Raw genomic sequence first — 15,277 nt, 5'->3', positions numbered from 1 at the left:
TCTTTGGCGCATGGTGTGCGCCTCAACAACGCTGTCATCCCGAGCGCAGCGAGGGACCTTTTCGTGCCGCCCGTACTCGCGCCCTACGCTTCCGGACTGGAGGGGCCGGCGAGCTTCGCCTGCAACTCGGCGATCTGCTTCTTCAGCTCCTCGTTCTCCTCGCGCGCCTTGGCGGCCATCGCCTTCACGGCGTCGAACTCGTCGCGGCGCGGGATGTCCATGCCATCCAGGATCTTGGCGATCTGGTCGCGCACGCGGGCCTCGACCTCGTCCTTCATGCCGGTCAGCGCGCCCATGGCGCCGTTGGCCACCTTGGTGAGGTCGTCGATGAAGGGATTGCGGGTTTGCATGTCAGCTCTCCTGATGCGGCGAGTATGGTAGGCTGGTAGCATCCGGCGCAAGAAGCACTGGAGGACGCCGTGAGTCTGGTCAAAGTCGAGTCGAGCGAAGGTATCACCACCATCACCATGATGCGCCCTGAGAAGCGCAACGCGCTGACGCAGGAGCTGTGCGACGGGCTCTACGAGGCCTATCGCGCCTTCGAGGAGGGCGACGATCAGGTCGCCGTGCTGCAGGCCGATGGCCCCGCCTTCTGCGTCGGCGCCGATCTCCACAATCCGCCTGCCGCGATGTGGAAGGCGGTGCCGCATGTCAGCCACGCGCTCACCAAGCCCGTGATCGCCGCGACCCAGGGCTGGGTCATCGGCGGCGGTATCTGTCTCGTGATGACGTGTGATCTCATGGTGTCTGCCGATACCACGAAGTTCATGTACCCTGAGGCCAAGGTCGGCGTGTTCGGCGGGCTGATGCCCGGCATCGTCTCGCGCATGCCGCACAAGGTCGCGATGGAGCTGCTGCTGCTCGGCGAGGAGATTTCGGTGAAGCGCGCCTACGACGTGGGCTTCGTGAACAAGGTCGTGCCGCTCGGCCAGGAGCGTGCCGAGGCGCGCCGCATGGCCAAGGTCATTGCCGAGTCCGCGCCGCTGGTGATCCGCACCCTGCGGGACTTCGCCAACCAGACCCTGCCGCGCGGCCCGGCCGAAGTTTTCGTGCCGGAGCGCTACAAGCTCGAGACCATCGCCAATTCCGAGGACCGCAAGGAGGGCGCCGCCGCCTTCCGCGAGAAGCGGTCGCCCAAGTTCCAGGGGCGCTGACACGATGGGCAAGCTGCTGCTGATCGGTTGCGGCAAGATGGGCGGCGCCATGCTCGACGGCTGGCTGGCGCGCGGCCTGCCGGCCGCCGACATCGTCGTCGCCGAGCCGGTCGAGGCGATCCGGCCGCGGCATGCCGGTGTGCGCGTCGTCTCCTCCTCGGCCGAGGTGGAGGAGACGCCGGAGATCGTCGTCCTGGCGGTCAAGCCGCAGTCGATGGACGAGACGCTGGTCGATCTCCGCCGGTTCGCGGCGCAGGGAACGGTCTTCCTGTCGATCGCGGCCGGCAAGACGTTGGGCTACTTCGCCGCCCGTCTCGGTCATGCGGCCAAGCTCGTGCGCTCCATGCCGAACACGCCGGCGGCGGTACGGCAGGGCGTCACCGTCGCAACCGCGGCGGCGAGCGTGACGGCGGCCGAGAAAAAGCGCTGCCACGAGCTGCTGGAGGCGGTCGGCCAGGTCCTATGGGCCGACGACGAGGCGCTGATGGATCCCGTCACCGCGCTCTCGGGAAGCGGGCCGGCCTATGTCTTCCTGCTGGTCGAGGCGATGGCGGCGGCCGGCGAAAAGGCCGGCCTGCCACCGGACATGGCGATGCAGCTCGCCCGCGCCACGGTGGTGGGAAGCGGCGAACTCCTCAGGCAATCCGGGGAGCCGGCGTCGCAGCTGCGCGTTAACGTCACCAGCCCTGGCGGCACGACCGCCGCGGCGCTGCAGGTCCTGATGGCAAGTGACGGTATCCAGCCGGTATTCGACAAGGCCCTGGCAGCCGCCGCTCATAGATCGAAGGAATTGGCGGGATGAACGCAGACGCTCGCACGTCGGAAGACAGGGCGCTCGACGCCTTTCTCGGCCTGATCGCGGAGAGAGGCTACACAGGTGTGGCCCTGCGCGACGTGGCAGAGGCGGCCGGTCTGGGCTTCGCGGATCTCTATCGCCTTTATTCCGACAAGACGGCGCTGGCGGCCGCCTTCATGGCGCGCATCGATGGCGAGGTCCTGGCCGGCACGCCAGCCTCCATCGATCTCGAGGAGACGCCGCGCGACCGGCTGTTCGACGTGATGATGCGCCGTTACGACGCGCTGAGGCCGTATCGCGCGGCGCTGCGGGCGCTGCGCCGGGCCGGGACTCGCGACCCGATGCTGGCGATCGCGATGGGCCCGGGGCTGCGGCGCTCGATGGCGGCGATGCTGGAGGCCGCGTCCGTGGCCAGCGACGGGTTGCCCGGTGCGCTGCGGCAGAACGGGTTGCTGGCCATCCACTACGCCGTCTCGCGGGTATTCGACCGCGACGACACGCAGGATCTGTCGAAGACGATGGCGGCCCTGGACGATCGCCTGAAGACGGCCGAACGCTGGTCGCAACTCTTTGACAGATATGCGAAATCGCCGGGCTCCAGCGTGCCACCCGCGCCGCCGGTTTCGCCCGAGGCGTGAACATTTTGTGCAGTGCACAAAAACACCCCTTGACTCACTGCAATGCATCCCTAAATTGAGCTTCATTGTGCACCGCAGCAAAGCGGGGCACCCGAGCTCAGCCTTGCTTTGTCCCTCAAGGAGATTTCCATGTACGCCAACGGTGCCTTCAAGAACCCCTTCGCCGATTTCGACTTCAGCAAGATTTCCGGTGAGTTCAAGCTCCCGACCGTGAACGTCGAGACGTTCGTCGAGACCGCCCGCAAGAACTTCGCGACCATGACCTCGCTCAACACCGCCGCCGTCGAGCAGATGAAGACGATCGCGCAGCGCCAGGGCGACATGGTCCGCGCCGCGATGGAAGACTTCTCCAAGCACGGCAGCGAAGTGCTCGCCGCCGCGACCGTCGAGGAGAAGGCCGCCAAGCAGATCGACTTCATGAAGAAGACCTACGAGTCGGCGATCACCAACTCCAAGGAGCTGGCCGAACTCTACAGCAAGGGCCAGACCGATGCCGTGACGGCGCTGAGCGCCCGCGTCGCCGAGCTGACCGAAGAGGTCAAGGCCGCGATCGCCAAGAAGTAAGCGTTCCAGAACAAGCGTGGGTCGGCCAGTTGCCGATCCGAAAAGGGGCCGCGTACGTGGCCCCTTTTCTTTTGCGTGCACCTCTCTAGTTTCGGTGCAGCATGACGACCATCACCTATGAAGATTTCGAGCGTGTCGACATCCGGGTCGGCACCATCGTCGAGGCCGCGCCACTCGAGGGCGCGCGCAAGCCCGCCTATCGCCTGCTGATCGATTTCGGCGGTGAGATCGGGACGAAGAAGTCCTCGGCGCAGATCACCGTGCACTACACGCCCGAAGAGCTGGTCGGCCGTCAGGTCGCGGCGGTCGTGAACTTCCCGCCGCGCCAGATCGGCAAGTTCATGTCCGAAGTCCTGACGCTGGGCTTCCCGGCCGCCGACGGCAGCGTCGTGCTGATCGCGCCGACCAAGCCGGTGCCGAACGGCGGCAAGCTGTTTTAGACGGGGCCTGCCAAGCGCCGCCTAGAAAACCTTGTGAATCCAGCCGTGCGGGTCGGCCGTGCGGCCGCGCTGGATGCCGACGAGGGCGGCCTTCAGCTCCTCGGTGCCGGCGCCCGAGCCGCCGTTGCCGATCCGGAATTCGCCGTCCTTGCTGCGCACCGTGCCGATCGGCGTGACGACCGCGGCGGTGCCGCAGGCGAAGGCCTCGCGCAGGCGGCCGCTGGCGGCATCCTTGCGCCACTGCTCGATCGAATAGCGTTCTTCGCTCACCTTGATGCCCTTGTCCTTCGCCAGCCTCAGCAGCGAGCTGCGCGTGATGCCGGGCAGGATCGTGCCGCCGAGCGGCGGGGTGATCATCGAGCCGTCGTCGAACACGAAGAAGATGTTCATGCCGCCCAGCTCCTCGATCCAGCGCTGTTCGACGGCATCGAGGAACACGACCTGGTCGCAGCCATGGCGCGTCGCTTCCGCCTGCGCCTGCAGGCTGGCGGCATAGTTGCCGCCGCACTTGGCGGCGCCGGTGCCGCCCGGGGCCGCGCGGGTGAAATCCTCGGAAACCCAGACCGACACCGCCGGCGCATCGGTCTTGAAGTAGGCGCCGACCGACGAGGCGATGACGATGTACAGATAATCCGACGAGGGCTTCACGCCGAGGAAGATCTCGTTCGCGAACATGAAGGGGCGGATGTAGAGGCTGCCGTCGCCCTCCGGGATCCACGCCCGGTCGATCTTCACGAGCTGGTCGACCGACTCGAGGAACACCTCTTCCGGCAGGACCGGCATGGCGAGGCGCTCGGCCGACTGCTGGAAGCGGCGGGCATTCTCCAGCGGGCGAAACAGCGTCGCGCCGCCATCGGCCGTGCGATAGGCCTTCAGCCCCTCGAAGATTTCCTGGGCGTAGTGCAGGACGGCCGCGGCGGGGTCCATCGGGATCGGCGCGCGCGGTTCGACCCGCGCATCGTGCCAGCCCTTGGACTCGTGGTACCGAATGGTCACCATATGGTCGGAGAAAACGCGGCCGAAGCCCGGATTCTTGAGCAGTTCCGCGCGCTTTTCGGCGGGAAGCGGCGACGGGTGGGGGACGTGCGTGAACTGAAGCGGTGTCTTGGACATTGCCTGGGACGTTTCTCTCTTGAGTGTTTCTTTCAATCTATCACAGGCGGGCGCGCCGCAAGTCCCCCGGCGCCGCTCACAGCGGAATTCGCACGGTCACGCGCAGGCCGCCGAGCGGCGAGGGGGCGAGCGTGACCTCGCCGCCATGGCTGCGCGCCACGTCGCGCGCGATGCTGAGGCCGAGCCCCACCCCGCCCGTCTCGGCGTTGCGCGACTGGTCGAGACGGAAGAAGGGCCGGAACACGTCCTCGTAGTTTTCGGGCGGAATGCCCGGGCCGTTGTCGTCGACCGTGATCTCGACCGCTGTGCGGCCGCGCACCGCCTCGATCCTGATCTCGCTGGCGTAGCGCTGGGCGTTGGAGACGATGTTGGTCAGGCAGCGCTTGATGGCGATCGGCCGCAGCTCGACGTTCATGTCGCCCTTCCAGGCGACCTCGAGGTTGGCACTGCCGTGACGCGCGCCGGCGGCGACGTCCTCCAGAATCTCCGACAGGTCCGACATCACCGGATCCTCGTCGCCCTCGCCGCGGGCGAAGGCGAGATAGCCCTCGATCATGCGCTGCATGTCGTCGACGTCGCCGGCCAGCTCGCGGGTCTCCGGCGAATCCGGCAGCAGCGCCAGCGACAGCTTCATGCGGGTGAGCGGCGTGCGCAGGTCGTGGCTGACGCCGGCCAGCATCTCGGTGCGCTGCTGGATCGAACGGCGCAGCCGGATGCGCATCGTATGGAAGGCAGTGGCGGCGTTGCGCACCTCGCGCGTGCCGCCGGAGAAGGCGAAATCGGGCACGTCGCGCCCCTTGCCGAGCGCGTCGGCCGCCACCCCCAGATGCTCGATGGGCACCAGCTCACGCCGCATGAACCAGATGGCGAGGCCGAACAGGACAAGGGCCAGGCCGAGCTGGGCCAGCACATAGGCGAAACTCGAGCCGAAGGTCAGGCGCACATGCGGCACCAGAACGTCCATCACGTCGCCGTCCGGCAGCTGGATTTCGATCAGGAGCTGGCCGCCGCCGATATTGTTGTCGAGGAAGAACGGGCGCTTGAGGTCGGCGTTGAGCGCGCCCTGGACCTCGCGGGCGACGATGTCGAAAAATTCCGGTTCCTTGAAGGGCCGCACGATGCCCTTGCGGAAGGACACGAACAGCAGCAGGTCCTGGGCGGAGCGGCGCAGGATCCACTGACGGTGCTCGTCGTCGGGGAAATCCGACCGCAGCGAGATCAGCAGGCGCAGGTCGCGCACCAGCAGGATGGCCAGCCGGTTGGTGACGTTGTCGCCGCGCTGGCTGTAGAACCACCAGGCCGACAGCGCCTGCAGCAGCAGCATCGGCACCACGATGATGATCAGGGCGCGCGCGAACAGGGTCTGCGGCGAATGCTTGTCCGACCACTGCGCGATGCGCTCGAAGATGTCGCGGACGGCGGTCCACTTCATGCGTCGACCAGCCGGTAGCCCTGGCCGCGAACCGTGCGCAGATAGCGCGGAAACGAGGGATCGGGCTCGATCTTGCGCCGCAGCCGTGTCACCTGCACATCGATGGCGCGCTCGTTCACGGATGCGCCGATGATCTTGCACAGCGTCTCGCGGCTCAGCACCTCGCCGATGCGGCCGGTGAAGGCGCGCATCAGGGCGATCTCGGCGTCGGTCAGCGGCACGCGCTTGCCCTTGTCGGTGAGTTCGCCCAGTTCGAGGTCGAACTGCATGGGGCCGAACGTGACCTGTCGTGGTTCGTCGGAGGGGGCAGCCGTGCCGGCCGGCCGGCCGCGGCGCAACACGCTCTGGATGCGCAGCAGGAGTTCACGCGGCTCGAACGGCTTGCCGAGATAGTCGTCGACACCCCGTTCCAGGCCCGCGATGCGATCCTTGGTCTCGACCATCGCCGTCAGCATCAGGATCGGCACGTCGTCGGTGCGACGCAGTTCGGTCGCGAATTCGAGCCCGGTCTCGCCCGGCATCATGACGTCGAGCACGATCAGGTCGAAATCGAGCGAACTCAGCCGCTGGCGCGCTTCCGCGGCGCTGGCCGCGGTCGAGACGCGAAAGTCGTTGCGCGAGAGGAACGACTTCAGGAGTTCGCGCAGGCGTGTATCGTCGTCGACGACCAGGATGTGAGGCTTGTCGGCCGACGCGTCCATGGCGTGCTAGCGGCCGCCGCCGCGCAATCGCTTGTCGACCACCTGGCGCTCCGGCGGATCGAGCAGCCCGAGCAGGACCTTGCGAAAGCCCTCCACCGCCTCGGCGCCGGTCTCGCGATAGGCCCGGGCGAAGCGCTGGCTCTGGCGGTCCGTCAGGTCGCGTTCGAGCGCCTGGCCCTTGGGCGAGAGCCAGAGCAGGCGCTCGCGACGGTCGCGCGCGCCGCTCTTCTGCTCGACATAGCCTTGCTCGATCAGGTCCTTCAGCACGCGGCTGATCGACTGCTTGGTCACCTTCAGGATCGACAGGAGATGCCCGACCGTCTGCCCGGGATGGCGCCCGATGAAGTACAGCGCCCGGTGATGGGCACGGCCGAGCTGGTAGCGCCGAAGCTGCTCGTCGGATTCGAAGGTGAAGTCGCGATAGGCATAGAACATCAGCTCGATGCCCTGTCGCAGCTCTTCGTCGCGCAGGAACAGGGGATTGGCGGGGGCTCTGGATTCCACGCCATCCGTTATAGTGCGAGCGGGCTGCGTTGACACCCCGCGCGCGCCGATGTTACCGCGCGAACTCGTTCCAGAAATTTTCCGAAACCATGCGAGGGCGCCATGCTGACCGTTCACCATCTCGGCATGTCGCAGTCAGAGCGGGTCGTCTGGCTGTGCGAGGAACTCGGCATCCCCTACGAGCTGAAGCTGTACGATCGCGACTCCGTCACGCGGCTCGCGCCGCCGGAATACAAGGCCCTGCATCCGCTCGGTGCGGCGCCGGTGATGGAGGACGGCGACGTGCTGCTGGCCGAATCGGGTGCGATCGTCGAATACATCGTCGCCCGCTACGGCAAGGGCCGGCTGGTGCTGGCGCCGGACCATCCCGACTTCGCGTCGTTCCTCTACTGGTTCCATTTCGCCAACGGCACGCTCCAGCCGGCGACGGGCCGCAACATGATCCTGGGGCGGCTCGATCTTCCGGCCGACAATCCCCTGATCAAGGCCATGAAGGCCCGTCTCGATCTCGCCCTCGGTCTCGTCGAGGCCCGGCTCGGGACGGCTGATTACCTGGCCGGGGCGGAGCTCACGACGGCCGACATCATGGCCGTCTTCTCGCTCACCACCATGCGCAACTTCCTGCCGTTCGACCTCGCGCCCTATCCCGCGATCCGCGCCTATCTGCAGAGGATCGCCGCTCGTCCGGCCTACCAGCGGGCAATGCAGAAGGGCGACCCGGGAATGCCTCTCCTCCTGACCTGAGATTCCGGCACGAAAGCACGCAGGGTCAGTGTGATTGACAGGGTCAGTATTATTGACCTAATTAGGTCGATAGTTGTTCTGGAGGTGTCTCCAGAGACCTATTTGGAATCAATTGAGGAAGGATATCGCAATGTCCTTAACCATGGATGACCGCGACGGCGTGATCTGGCTGGACGGCAAGCTGGTGCCCTGGCGCGAGAGCCGCATGCACGTGCTCACCCACGCGCTCCACTACGGCTCGGCCGTGTTCGAAGGCGAACGCATCTATGACGGCCGCGTCTTCCGCTTGTCGGCGCACAGCGCGCGTCTGATCCGTTCGGCCAACCTGCTCGATTACGACCTGCCCTGGTCGCGCGAGCAGATCGACGAGGCGACCCGCGCGGTCGTGAAGGCCAACGACCTCACCGCCGGCTATATCCGCCCGATCGCCTGGCGCGGCTCGGAGGTGCTGGGCGTGTCGGCGATCGGCACGACGGTGCATCTCGCCATCGCCCCGTGGGCGCAGGAAGGCCGCCTGTCGGTCCAGGCGCGCGATGCCGGCATCAACGTCACCATGGCCAAGTACCGCCGGCCCTCGCCGGAGACGGCGCCGGGCCACGCCAAGGTGGCGGGCCTCTACGTGATCTGCGGCATCGAGAAGGACCGCGCGCTGAAAGCCGGGTTCGACGATGCGCTGATGCTCGACTGGCAGGGCCGTATCGCCGAAACGACGGGCGCCAACATCTTCCTGGTGATCGACGGCAGGCTGGTCACGCCGACGCCGCACAACTTCCTCGATGGAATCACGCGCCGTGCGGTGATGGGCATGGCCCGTGCACGCGGCTGGACGGTCGAGGAACGCGACGTGATGCCGGAGGAACTGAGCAACGCGAGCGAGGTCTTCCTGTGCGGCAGCGCCGCCGAGATCGTGCCGGTCGGCTCGATCGACCAGCATCACTTCCAGGCGGGTCCCGTTGCCAAGACGCTGATGGCCGACTTCCAGAAGCTGGTGCGCGCCCCCGACAGCGAAGGCTTCGGCGAGGCCACGCACCTGATGACGCCGGCATCGTCGCTGGCGGCGTAGGATCGGCCCTCCAACAAAACCTCATCCTGAGGAGGCCCGAAGGGCCGTCTCGAAGGATGGCACGAGCACCACCTCCGTTGCCCATCCTTCGAGACGCCCTGCTGCGCACGGCTCCTCAGAGGCTGGCCGGAAATGAATGCCGCCAAAACAAGAGGCTACAAATAGCCCCAATAGCCTCACCCTGAGGAGCATCGCGCAGCGATGCGTCTCGAAGGGTGGGAACGCGCACCTTACCTGTTGCCCATCCTTCGAGACGCCGCGCAAGGCGCGGCTCCTCAGGATGAGGTAAGTGCTTGAATCGATTCAATTCATTTACGGCCAGACTCTCAGGATGAGGTGAGAAGAGTGAAGGAAGCGCCGTGTTTGCTTCCTTGTCGGCCTGCAGGACCGCCAGAATGCCGAAACAGTCAGGCGACGAAGCCGATCGCCAGTTGATGATCAGGCCGATGACGGCGAAGATCGCTCACAGCGAGCCGATGATCGAAACTCCCCGGCCAGCCATGAATAACGGGGGAGGCCTCCCGCCGCTTGACATCGGGGCCTGCGATCCCCTTTTCTCGATGACGTCCGAGGGGTGCCTGACCTCCATATGGGAAGCGGGCTGAGACAGCCTTAACGGTTGAACCCTTTGAACCTGATCCGGGTCATGCCGGCGAAGGAACGGGAGTCAGCTGTGTTGGATCGGCCTGTCGTAACAATCATCGGAGCTGGCGTCGCAGGCTTGGCCTGCGCAACCGAGCTTGCCGACCGCGGTGTCACCGTCGAGGTGCTGGAGCGCAGCGCCCGCCTGGGCGAAAGCGCCTGTTCCTGGATGGCCGGGGGCATGCTGGCGCCGTGGTGCGAGCGGGCGACCACCGACGAGATCGTCGCCCGTCTGGGCGAACCATCGATCGACTGGTGGCGCCGCCACCATCCCGAAACCGTCAGCCGGGGCAGCCTGGTCCTCACGCCGCCGCGCGATGCCGCCGACCTCACGCGCTTTGCGGCGCGGACCGAGCGCTACGAGTGGATTGACGGCGACCGCATCGCGTCCCTCGAACCCGATCTCGCCGGTCGCTTCCGCCGTGCGTTGTTCTTCCCGGACGAAGCCCATCTCGAGCCGCGCAAGGCGCTGGCGTCGCTGGCTGCGGGGCTCGAGGCGCGCGGTGTTCCAATCCGCTTCGGTGTCGAGGGCACGCAATCGGAAGTCGAAGGGAGCTTCGTCGTCGATTGCCGCGGGCTGGCCGCGCGCGATGCGCTGCCCGAACTGCGCGGCGTGCGCGGCGAGATGCTCGTGGTGCGGACCCGCGACGTATCGCTGTCGCGTCCGGTGCGGCTGCTGCATCCGCGCATCCCGCTCTACATCGTGCCGCGCGGCGACGGCGTCTTCATGATCGGCGCCACGATGATCGAGAGCGAGGAACGCCGCGCCGTCAGCGTGCGTTCGGCCATGGAGTTGCTGAACGCGGCCTACACGCTCCACCCGGCGTTCGGCGAGGCCGAGATCGTCGAGTTGGGCGCCGACCTGCGGCCGACCTTTCCCGACAACCTGCCGTGCCTCCGGCGCAACGGCCGCGTGCTGCACGCCAACGGGCTTTTCCGGCATGGTTTCCTGCTCGCGCCCTGGCTGGCGCGGCAGGTCGCCGATGCCGTTCTACTGGAGACGAGAGATGCGGATATTCCTGAACGACGACATGCATGAGGTCTCGCCCGGCACGCTGGCCGCGGCGTTGGAAAATCTCGGCTATGGCGGTCGCAAGATCGCGACGGCGGTGAACGGCCGCTTCGTCGCCGCCGCCGCGCGGCCGCGCACCGAGCTGGCCGACGGCGACAAGATCGAAGTCGTCGCGCCGATGCAGGGAGGATGACCATGTCGTCGTTCTACGGCGTCGAGCTGAAGTCGCGGCTGCTGCTCGGCACCTCGCGCTATCCCTCGCCGGCGGTCCTCGAACGCGCGGTCAAGGCGTCGGGTGCGGATGTCGTGACCGTGTCGCTGCGCCGCGAGAGCGGGGCGGGGCGAGCCGGTCAGGCCTTCTGGTCGCTGATCCAGTCGATGGGCGTGCGGGTGCTGCCCAACACCGCGGGCTGCCATTCGGTGAAGGAGGCGGTGACGACCGCCCACATGGCGCGCGAGCTGTTCGACACGCCCTGGATCAAGCTCGAGGTGATCGGCGAGGCCGACACCTTGCAGCCCGACGTGTTCGGCCTGGTCGAGGCGGCCCGCATTCTCTCCGAAGAGGGGTTCGAAGTGTTCCCCTACACGACCGAGGATCTCGTGGTCGCCGAGCGGCTTGTCGAGGCGGGCTGCCGGGTGCTGATGCCCTGGGGCGCGCCGATCGGTTCGGCGCGCGGCCTGAACAATGTCTATGGGCTGCGTTCGATGCGTGCGCACTTTCCCGACATCCCGCTGGTGGTCGATGCCGGGCTGGGTGTGCCCTCGCACGCGGCGGCGGCGATGGAACTGGGCTACGACGCGGTGCTGCTGAACACGGCGGTGGCCGAGGCGGGCGATCCGGTCGAGATGGCGCGTGCCTTCGCACTCGGCGTCGAAGCCGGTCGTGCCGCCTATCTGGCGCGCCCGATGGAGCCGCGCGACATGGCCGTACCGTCGACGCCGGTGATCGGCAAAGCGGCGCTTGGAGACTAAGACAATGCTCGATCCGTTCTATCCCGTGGTGCCGGATTCCAACTGGGTGCTGAAGCTTGTGCCCATCGGCACCAGGCTCATTCAGCTGCGCATCAAGGACCAGCAAGAGGCCGAGATCCGCCGCCAGGTGCGCGAGGCGAAGGCCGTCTGCGCGCAGCATGGCGCCGACCTGATCGTGAACGACTACTGGCAGGTCGCCATCGACGAAGGCTGTGCCTGGGTCCATCTCGGCCAGGAGGACCTGGTCGATGCCGACGTGAAGGCGCTGCGCCGGGCCAACATCAAGATCGGCGTCAGCACGCACGACCATGCAGAGCTCGACAAGGGACTGGCCATCGATCCCGACTATGTCGCGCTGGGGCCGATCTGGCCGACCAAGCTGAAGCAGATGCCGTGGGCGCCGCAGGGCACCGAGCGGCTGGCCGAATGGAAGAAATTGATCGGTGACCGGCCGCTGGTCGCGATCGGCGGACTGACGCTGGAACGCGCGCTGCTGTGCCTGAAGTCGGGCGCCGACATTGCCTCCGTCGTGGGCGACATCGTGAATCATGCCGATCCGATCGGTCAGGCCAGGGCGTGGATCTCCGCGACGAGAAGGCCGTGACCAACCGCTACGCCCGCCAGGCCGTGCTGCCGGAGATCGGCGAAGCAGGACAGGCGCGTCTCGCGGCGGCTTCGGTGCTGGTGGTCGGTGCGGGCGGTCTCGGCTGCCCGGTCCTGCAGTACCTCACGGGCGCCGGCGTTGGCCGGCTGACGATCGTCGATCACGACACGGTCGAGGAAACGAACCTGCATCGCCAGCCGCTCTACGGCATGGCCGACATCGGCAAGCTCAAGGCCGAGGCGGCGCGCGCCACTCTGCAGCGCTTCAATCCGCATGTCCGCATCGACGCGGTCGCCGAGCGGCTGACGCCGCAGAACGCGGCGCGACTGGTCGCCGAGGCGGACATCGTGGTCGACGCCGCCGACAGTTTCGCCGTGACCTACATGCTGAGCGACGTCTGCTTCGCGGCGGCCAGGCCGCTGGTGAGCGCCTCGGTGATCGGCATGACCGGCTATGCCGGCGTCTTCTGCGGCGGCGGGCCCAGCTATCGCGCGGTATTCCCGGAAGTCTCGGTCGATGGCGGCACCTGCGCCACGGTGGGCGTGATCGGTACCGCCGTGGCGATGATGGGCAGCCTGCAGGCCCACCTCACGCTGCATCATCTGCTCGGCCTCGAACCCGCGGTGCTGGGCCGGGTCGTCACTTTCGACGCCAAGCGCATGGCCTTCGGCGGCTTCGATTTTGCCGGCAGTCCGGAACCCGACGATCAGGTGGCGTTCATCGCGCCCGATCAGGTGCGATCCGACGACATCGTCGTCGACCTGCGCGGCCTCGACGAGGCGCCGGTCTCGCCCTTCGCCGGCGCGCGGCGGCTGGTCGTCGACACGATCGACGAACTGGGCACGCCTTCTGCGCGGGTCGTGCTGGCGTGCCGCAGCGGCCAGCGTGCTTTGATGGCAGCGGACAGATTGCGCGAGCGCGGTGTCACGAATCTTGCTCTAGTTGCGCTGGGCTGAAGCGCCCAAGCCAAGAGGAGTTTCGCGTGGCCGATCCCGTTCCACCGACCATGGAAGAAGCGCGCCGCCACCAGATGTATCCGGTGCTCACGGCGGCGGAGCTGAAGCGCATGGGCCGCTTCGGCACGAAGCAGAATTTCAAGGCCGGCGAGTTCCTGGCGCGGACCGGCAAGCAAAGTCCCGGCATGTGCGTGATCCTCTCGGGGCGGATCGCCATCCTGGGACATGACGGTCTGGACCATGTCTCGCCCATTGCGGCCATGGGACCGGGCGATTTCGCCGCCGAACTGGCTGAACTCGCAGGTCAGCCGGCGATGGTCGACGTTCGCGCCGAGGAGGATGTCGAGGCGCTGATCGTGCCGCACGACCAGTTGCGGGCCCTGATGGTCGCGGAGGCGGAACTCGGCGAAAGGATCATGCGGGCGTTGATCCTGCGTCGCGTGCGCCTGATCGAGGTCAATCGAGTCGGTCCGATCCTGGTCGGCGAACTCACACAGCCGGGCATGATCCGCCTCCAGGGGTTCCTGACGCGCAACGGCCAGCCGCACGCCATCCTCGATCCCGAGACCGATCCCGACGCGGCGAAGATGATCGAACGTCTGTCGCCCGACGCGGCCGACTATCCTCTCGTCGTCTGTCCCGACGGCACGATCCTGCGCAATCCCAGCGAACAGGAGCTGGCGCTGTGCATCGGCCTGCTGCAGGAAAGTGCCGAGCCGCGCCTCTACGACATCGCGATCGTGGGCTCGGGGCCGGCCGGTCTGTCGACCGCCGTCTACGCCGCGTCCGAAGGTCTGTCGGTGCTCGTCGTCGAGACCCGTGCCTTCGGGGGCCAGGCCGGCGCCAGCGCGCGCATCGAGAACTATCTCGGCTTCCCGACGGGAATCACGGGCCAGGCGCTGACCGCGCGCGCATTCGTGCAGGCGCAGAAATTCGGCGCGCAGTTCGTCATCCCGCTCGAAGTCGCGCGACTGGATTGTGGCGGCGGACTCGCGCGGCCCATGGTGCTCGAAATGACGGATGGCTGGCGCGTGCAGGCCAAGACCGTGGTGATCGCTTCGGGCGCGCGCTATCGCAAGCTGTCGCTGCCCAATCTCGGGGACTTCCTCAATCGCGGCCTGTGGTACTGGGCCTCGCCCATCGAGGCCAGGCTCTGCGCCAATGCCGAGGTGGTCATCGTCGGCGGTGGCAACTCGGCCGGACAGGCGGCGGTCTTCCTGTCGGGCCATGCCGCGAAAGTGTGGATCCTGGTCCGTGGCAGCGGTCTCGCCGAGACCATGTCCCGTTACCTCATCGATCGCATCGCGTCGGCGCCGAACATCGAGGTGTTGGCCGAGACGGAGATCGTCGAACTCGTCGGTACCGAACAGAGCGGCTTGCGCGGCGTGACATGGCGGCACCGTCCCAGCGGCACCGAAACGCACCGGCCGATCCGTCACGTCTTCCAGTTTCTCGGCGCCGAGCCCGCGACCGAGTGGATGCAGGAGTGCGGCATCGACGTCGACAGGACCGGCTTCATCCGCACCGGCGCCGATGTCGAGGCGCCCTGTCCCAAGCGTCCGCCGCGCGCTTACGAGACGAACGTGCAGGGAGTCTTCGCGGTCGGCGACGTGCGCTACGGATCGGTGAAACGGGTCGGCGCGGCGATCGGCGAGGGGGCGAACGTGGTCGCCCAGATCCACGGCGTGCTGGAGGCGATGGGCGAGATGAGCCCTCCGTCGGCGTAGACGCCGACACCTCCCCATTTGAATGGGGAGGCAATCGCTCCTCGTTCCTCCCCATTCAAATGGCTATCGCATTCACACATCTTAGTTGCGCGGTGTGAGGCGATTGGATTCTCTGTCCGAGGCACAGCGGATGGAGAGTTCGATGTCGGGGATCGAGTACGGTCTTGGTGGTTTCGGCGACCGCCGGCTGCAAAAAGGGGGGCTTTGCTGCATGC

At 67.0% G+C, this 15,277-nt stretch carries 18 protein-coding genes and 1 riboswitch; of the genes, 13 read left to right on the top strand and 5 right to left on the bottom strand.

Translation table 11 applies throughout. The features are described from left to right. Positions 1–83 precede the first annotated feature (83 nt). A complete protein-coding gene (locus ACO07K_RS22800) occupies positions 84–350 on the bottom strand; it encodes an accessory factor UbiK family protein (RefSeq protein WP_298307734.1) in 267 nt (88 codons plus the stop codon). A 69-nt stretch (positions 351–419) separates the two neighbouring features. On the opposite strand from ACO07K_RS22800, the gene ACO07K_RS22795 reads away from it, so the two are divergent. The 5 genes from ACO07K_RS22795 (at position 420) to ACO07K_RS22775 (ending at position 3,592) form a co-directional block, all read left to right on the top strand. Beyond that, positions 420–1,154, top strand: coding sequence for an enoyl-CoA hydratase/isomerase family protein (locus ACO07K_RS22795; RefSeq protein WP_422031921.1), 735 nt, complete (start codon positions 420–422; stop codon positions 1,152–1,154). A 4-nt stretch (positions 1,155–1,158) separates the two neighbouring features. Next, positions 1,159–1,956, top strand: a complete 798-nt coding sequence (gene proC, locus ACO07K_RS22790) for a pyrroline-5-carboxylate reductase (RefSeq protein ID WP_422031919.1) — start codon at positions 1,159–1,161, stop codon at positions 1,954–1,956. Beyond that, on the top strand, positions 1,953–2,588 hold the full coding sequence (locus tag ACO07K_RS22785; RefSeq protein WP_422031917.1) for a TetR/AcrR family transcriptional regulator: 636 nt from the start codon (positions 1,953–1,955) through the stop codon (positions 2,586–2,588). Before proC ends, ACO07K_RS22785 begins: the two co-directional genes overlap by 4 nt. Positions 2,589–2,717: 129 nt before the next feature. Next, a complete protein-coding gene (locus tag ACO07K_RS22780) occupies positions 2,718–3,152 on the top strand; it encodes a phasin family protein (RefSeq protein WP_298307745.1) in 435 nt (144 codons plus the stop codon). Positions 3,153–3,253: 101 nt separating this feature from the next. Next, the gene (locus ACO07K_RS22775) at positions 3,254–3,592 is read left to right on the top strand and encodes a tRNA-binding protein (RefSeq protein ID WP_422031915.1); all 339 of its coding nucleotides are present in this window, start codon (positions 3,254–3,256) and stop codon (positions 3,590–3,592) included. Positions 3,593–3,613: 21 nt separating this feature from the next. Here ACO07K_RS22775 and ACO07K_RS22770 read toward each other — a convergent pair whose 3' ends face one another. The 4 genes from ACO07K_RS22770 to ACO07K_RS22755 all read right to left on the bottom strand — a co-directional run bounded on the left by ACO07K_RS22770 (position 3,614) and on the right by ACO07K_RS22755 (position 7,342). Next, the gene (locus tag ACO07K_RS22770) at positions 3,614–4,705 is read right to left on the bottom strand and encodes a branched-chain amino acid aminotransferase (RefSeq protein ID WP_422031913.1); all 1,092 of its coding nucleotides are present in this window, start codon (positions 4,703–4,705) and stop codon (positions 3,614–3,616) included. Positions 4,706–4,781: 76 nt separating this feature from the next. Then, positions 4,782–6,137 carry an ATP-binding protein gene (locus tag ACO07K_RS22765; RefSeq protein ID WP_422031911.1) on the bottom strand — a complete coding sequence of 452 codons (1,356 nt, stop codon included), beginning with the start codon at positions 6,135–6,137 and terminating at the stop codon, positions 4,782–4,784. Continuing rightward, positions 6,134–6,838 (bottom strand): response regulator, encoded by a 705-nt coding sequence (locus ACO07K_RS22760; RefSeq protein WP_298307756.1) that lies wholly within the window; start codon positions 6,836–6,838, stop codon positions 6,134–6,136. Before ACO07K_RS22760 ends, ACO07K_RS22765 begins: the two co-directional genes overlap by 4 nt. Positions 6,839–6,844: 6 nt before the next feature. Next, positions 6,845–7,342: a MarR family winged helix-turn-helix transcriptional regulator gene (locus tag ACO07K_RS22755; protein WP_422031908.1), complete on the bottom strand. Its 498-nt coding sequence runs from the start codon at positions 7,340–7,342 to the stop codon at positions 6,845–6,847. A 102-nt stretch (positions 7,343–7,444) separates the two neighbouring features. Between ACO07K_RS22755 and ACO07K_RS22750 the strand changes: the two genes are divergently transcribed. From ACO07K_RS22750 to ACO07K_RS22715, 8 genes are all read left to right on the top strand, one after another. Then, the gene (locus ACO07K_RS22750) at positions 7,445–8,086 is read left to right on the top strand and encodes a glutathione S-transferase family protein (RefSeq protein WP_422031906.1); all 642 of its coding nucleotides are present in this window, start codon (positions 7,445–7,447) and stop codon (positions 8,084–8,086) included. 130 nt (positions 8,087–8,216) lie between these two features. Beyond that, entirely contained in the window at positions 8,217–9,149 is a 933-nt protein-coding gene (locus ACO07K_RS22745) for a branched-chain amino acid aminotransferase (RefSeq protein WP_422031904.1), read from the top strand. Positions 9,150–9,709: 560 nt separating this feature from the next. Beyond that, positions 9,710–9,827, top strand: a riboswitch (TPP riboswitch). Beyond that, positions 9,796–10,830, top strand: a complete 1,035-nt coding sequence (gene thiO / locus ACO07K_RS22740; protein ID WP_422031902.1) for a glycine oxidase ThiO — start codon at positions 9,796–9,798, stop codon at positions 10,828–10,830. Its footprint overlaps the riboswitch before it by 32 nt. Next, positions 10,799–10,996 carry a sulfur carrier protein ThiS gene (gene thiS / locus ACO07K_RS22735; protein WP_422031900.1) on the top strand — a complete coding sequence of 66 codons (198 nt, stop codon included), beginning with the start codon at positions 10,799–10,801 and terminating at the stop codon, positions 10,994–10,996. Before thiO ends, thiS begins: the two co-directional genes overlap by 32 nt. A 2-nt stretch (positions 10,997–10,998) precedes the next feature. Then, on the top strand, positions 10,999–11,775 hold the full coding sequence (locus tag ACO07K_RS22730; protein ID WP_422031898.1) for a thiazole synthase: 777 nt from the start codon (positions 10,999–11,001) through the stop codon (positions 11,773–11,775). A 4-nt stretch (positions 11,776–11,779) separates the two neighbouring features. Continuing rightward, positions 11,780–12,379, top strand: a complete 600-nt coding sequence (locus tag ACO07K_RS22725) for a thiamine phosphate synthase (protein ID WP_422031896.1) — start codon at positions 11,780–11,782, stop codon at positions 12,377–12,379. Further along, positions 12,352–13,335 carry a ThiF family adenylyltransferase gene (locus ACO07K_RS22720; RefSeq protein ID WP_422031894.1) on the top strand — a complete coding sequence of 328 codons (984 nt, stop codon included), beginning with the start codon at positions 12,352–12,354 and terminating at the stop codon, positions 13,333–13,335. Before ACO07K_RS22725 ends, ACO07K_RS22720 begins: the two co-directional genes overlap by 28 nt. Positions 13,336–13,385: 50 nt before the next feature. After that, entirely contained in the window at positions 13,386–15,062 is a 1,677-nt protein-coding gene (locus tag ACO07K_RS22715) for an FAD-dependent oxidoreductase (RefSeq protein ID WP_422036693.1), read from the top strand. The last annotated feature ends 215 nt before the right edge of the window (positions 15,063–15,277 follow it).

It is taken from the genome of Reyranella sp. (assembly GCF_965228225.1).
GTDB lineage: Bacteria > Pseudomonadota > Alphaproteobacteria > Reyranellales > Reyranellaceae > Reyranella.
Note: the sequence above shows the minus strand (reverse complement) of the source record. Positions and strands in the feature narration are given on the sequence as shown.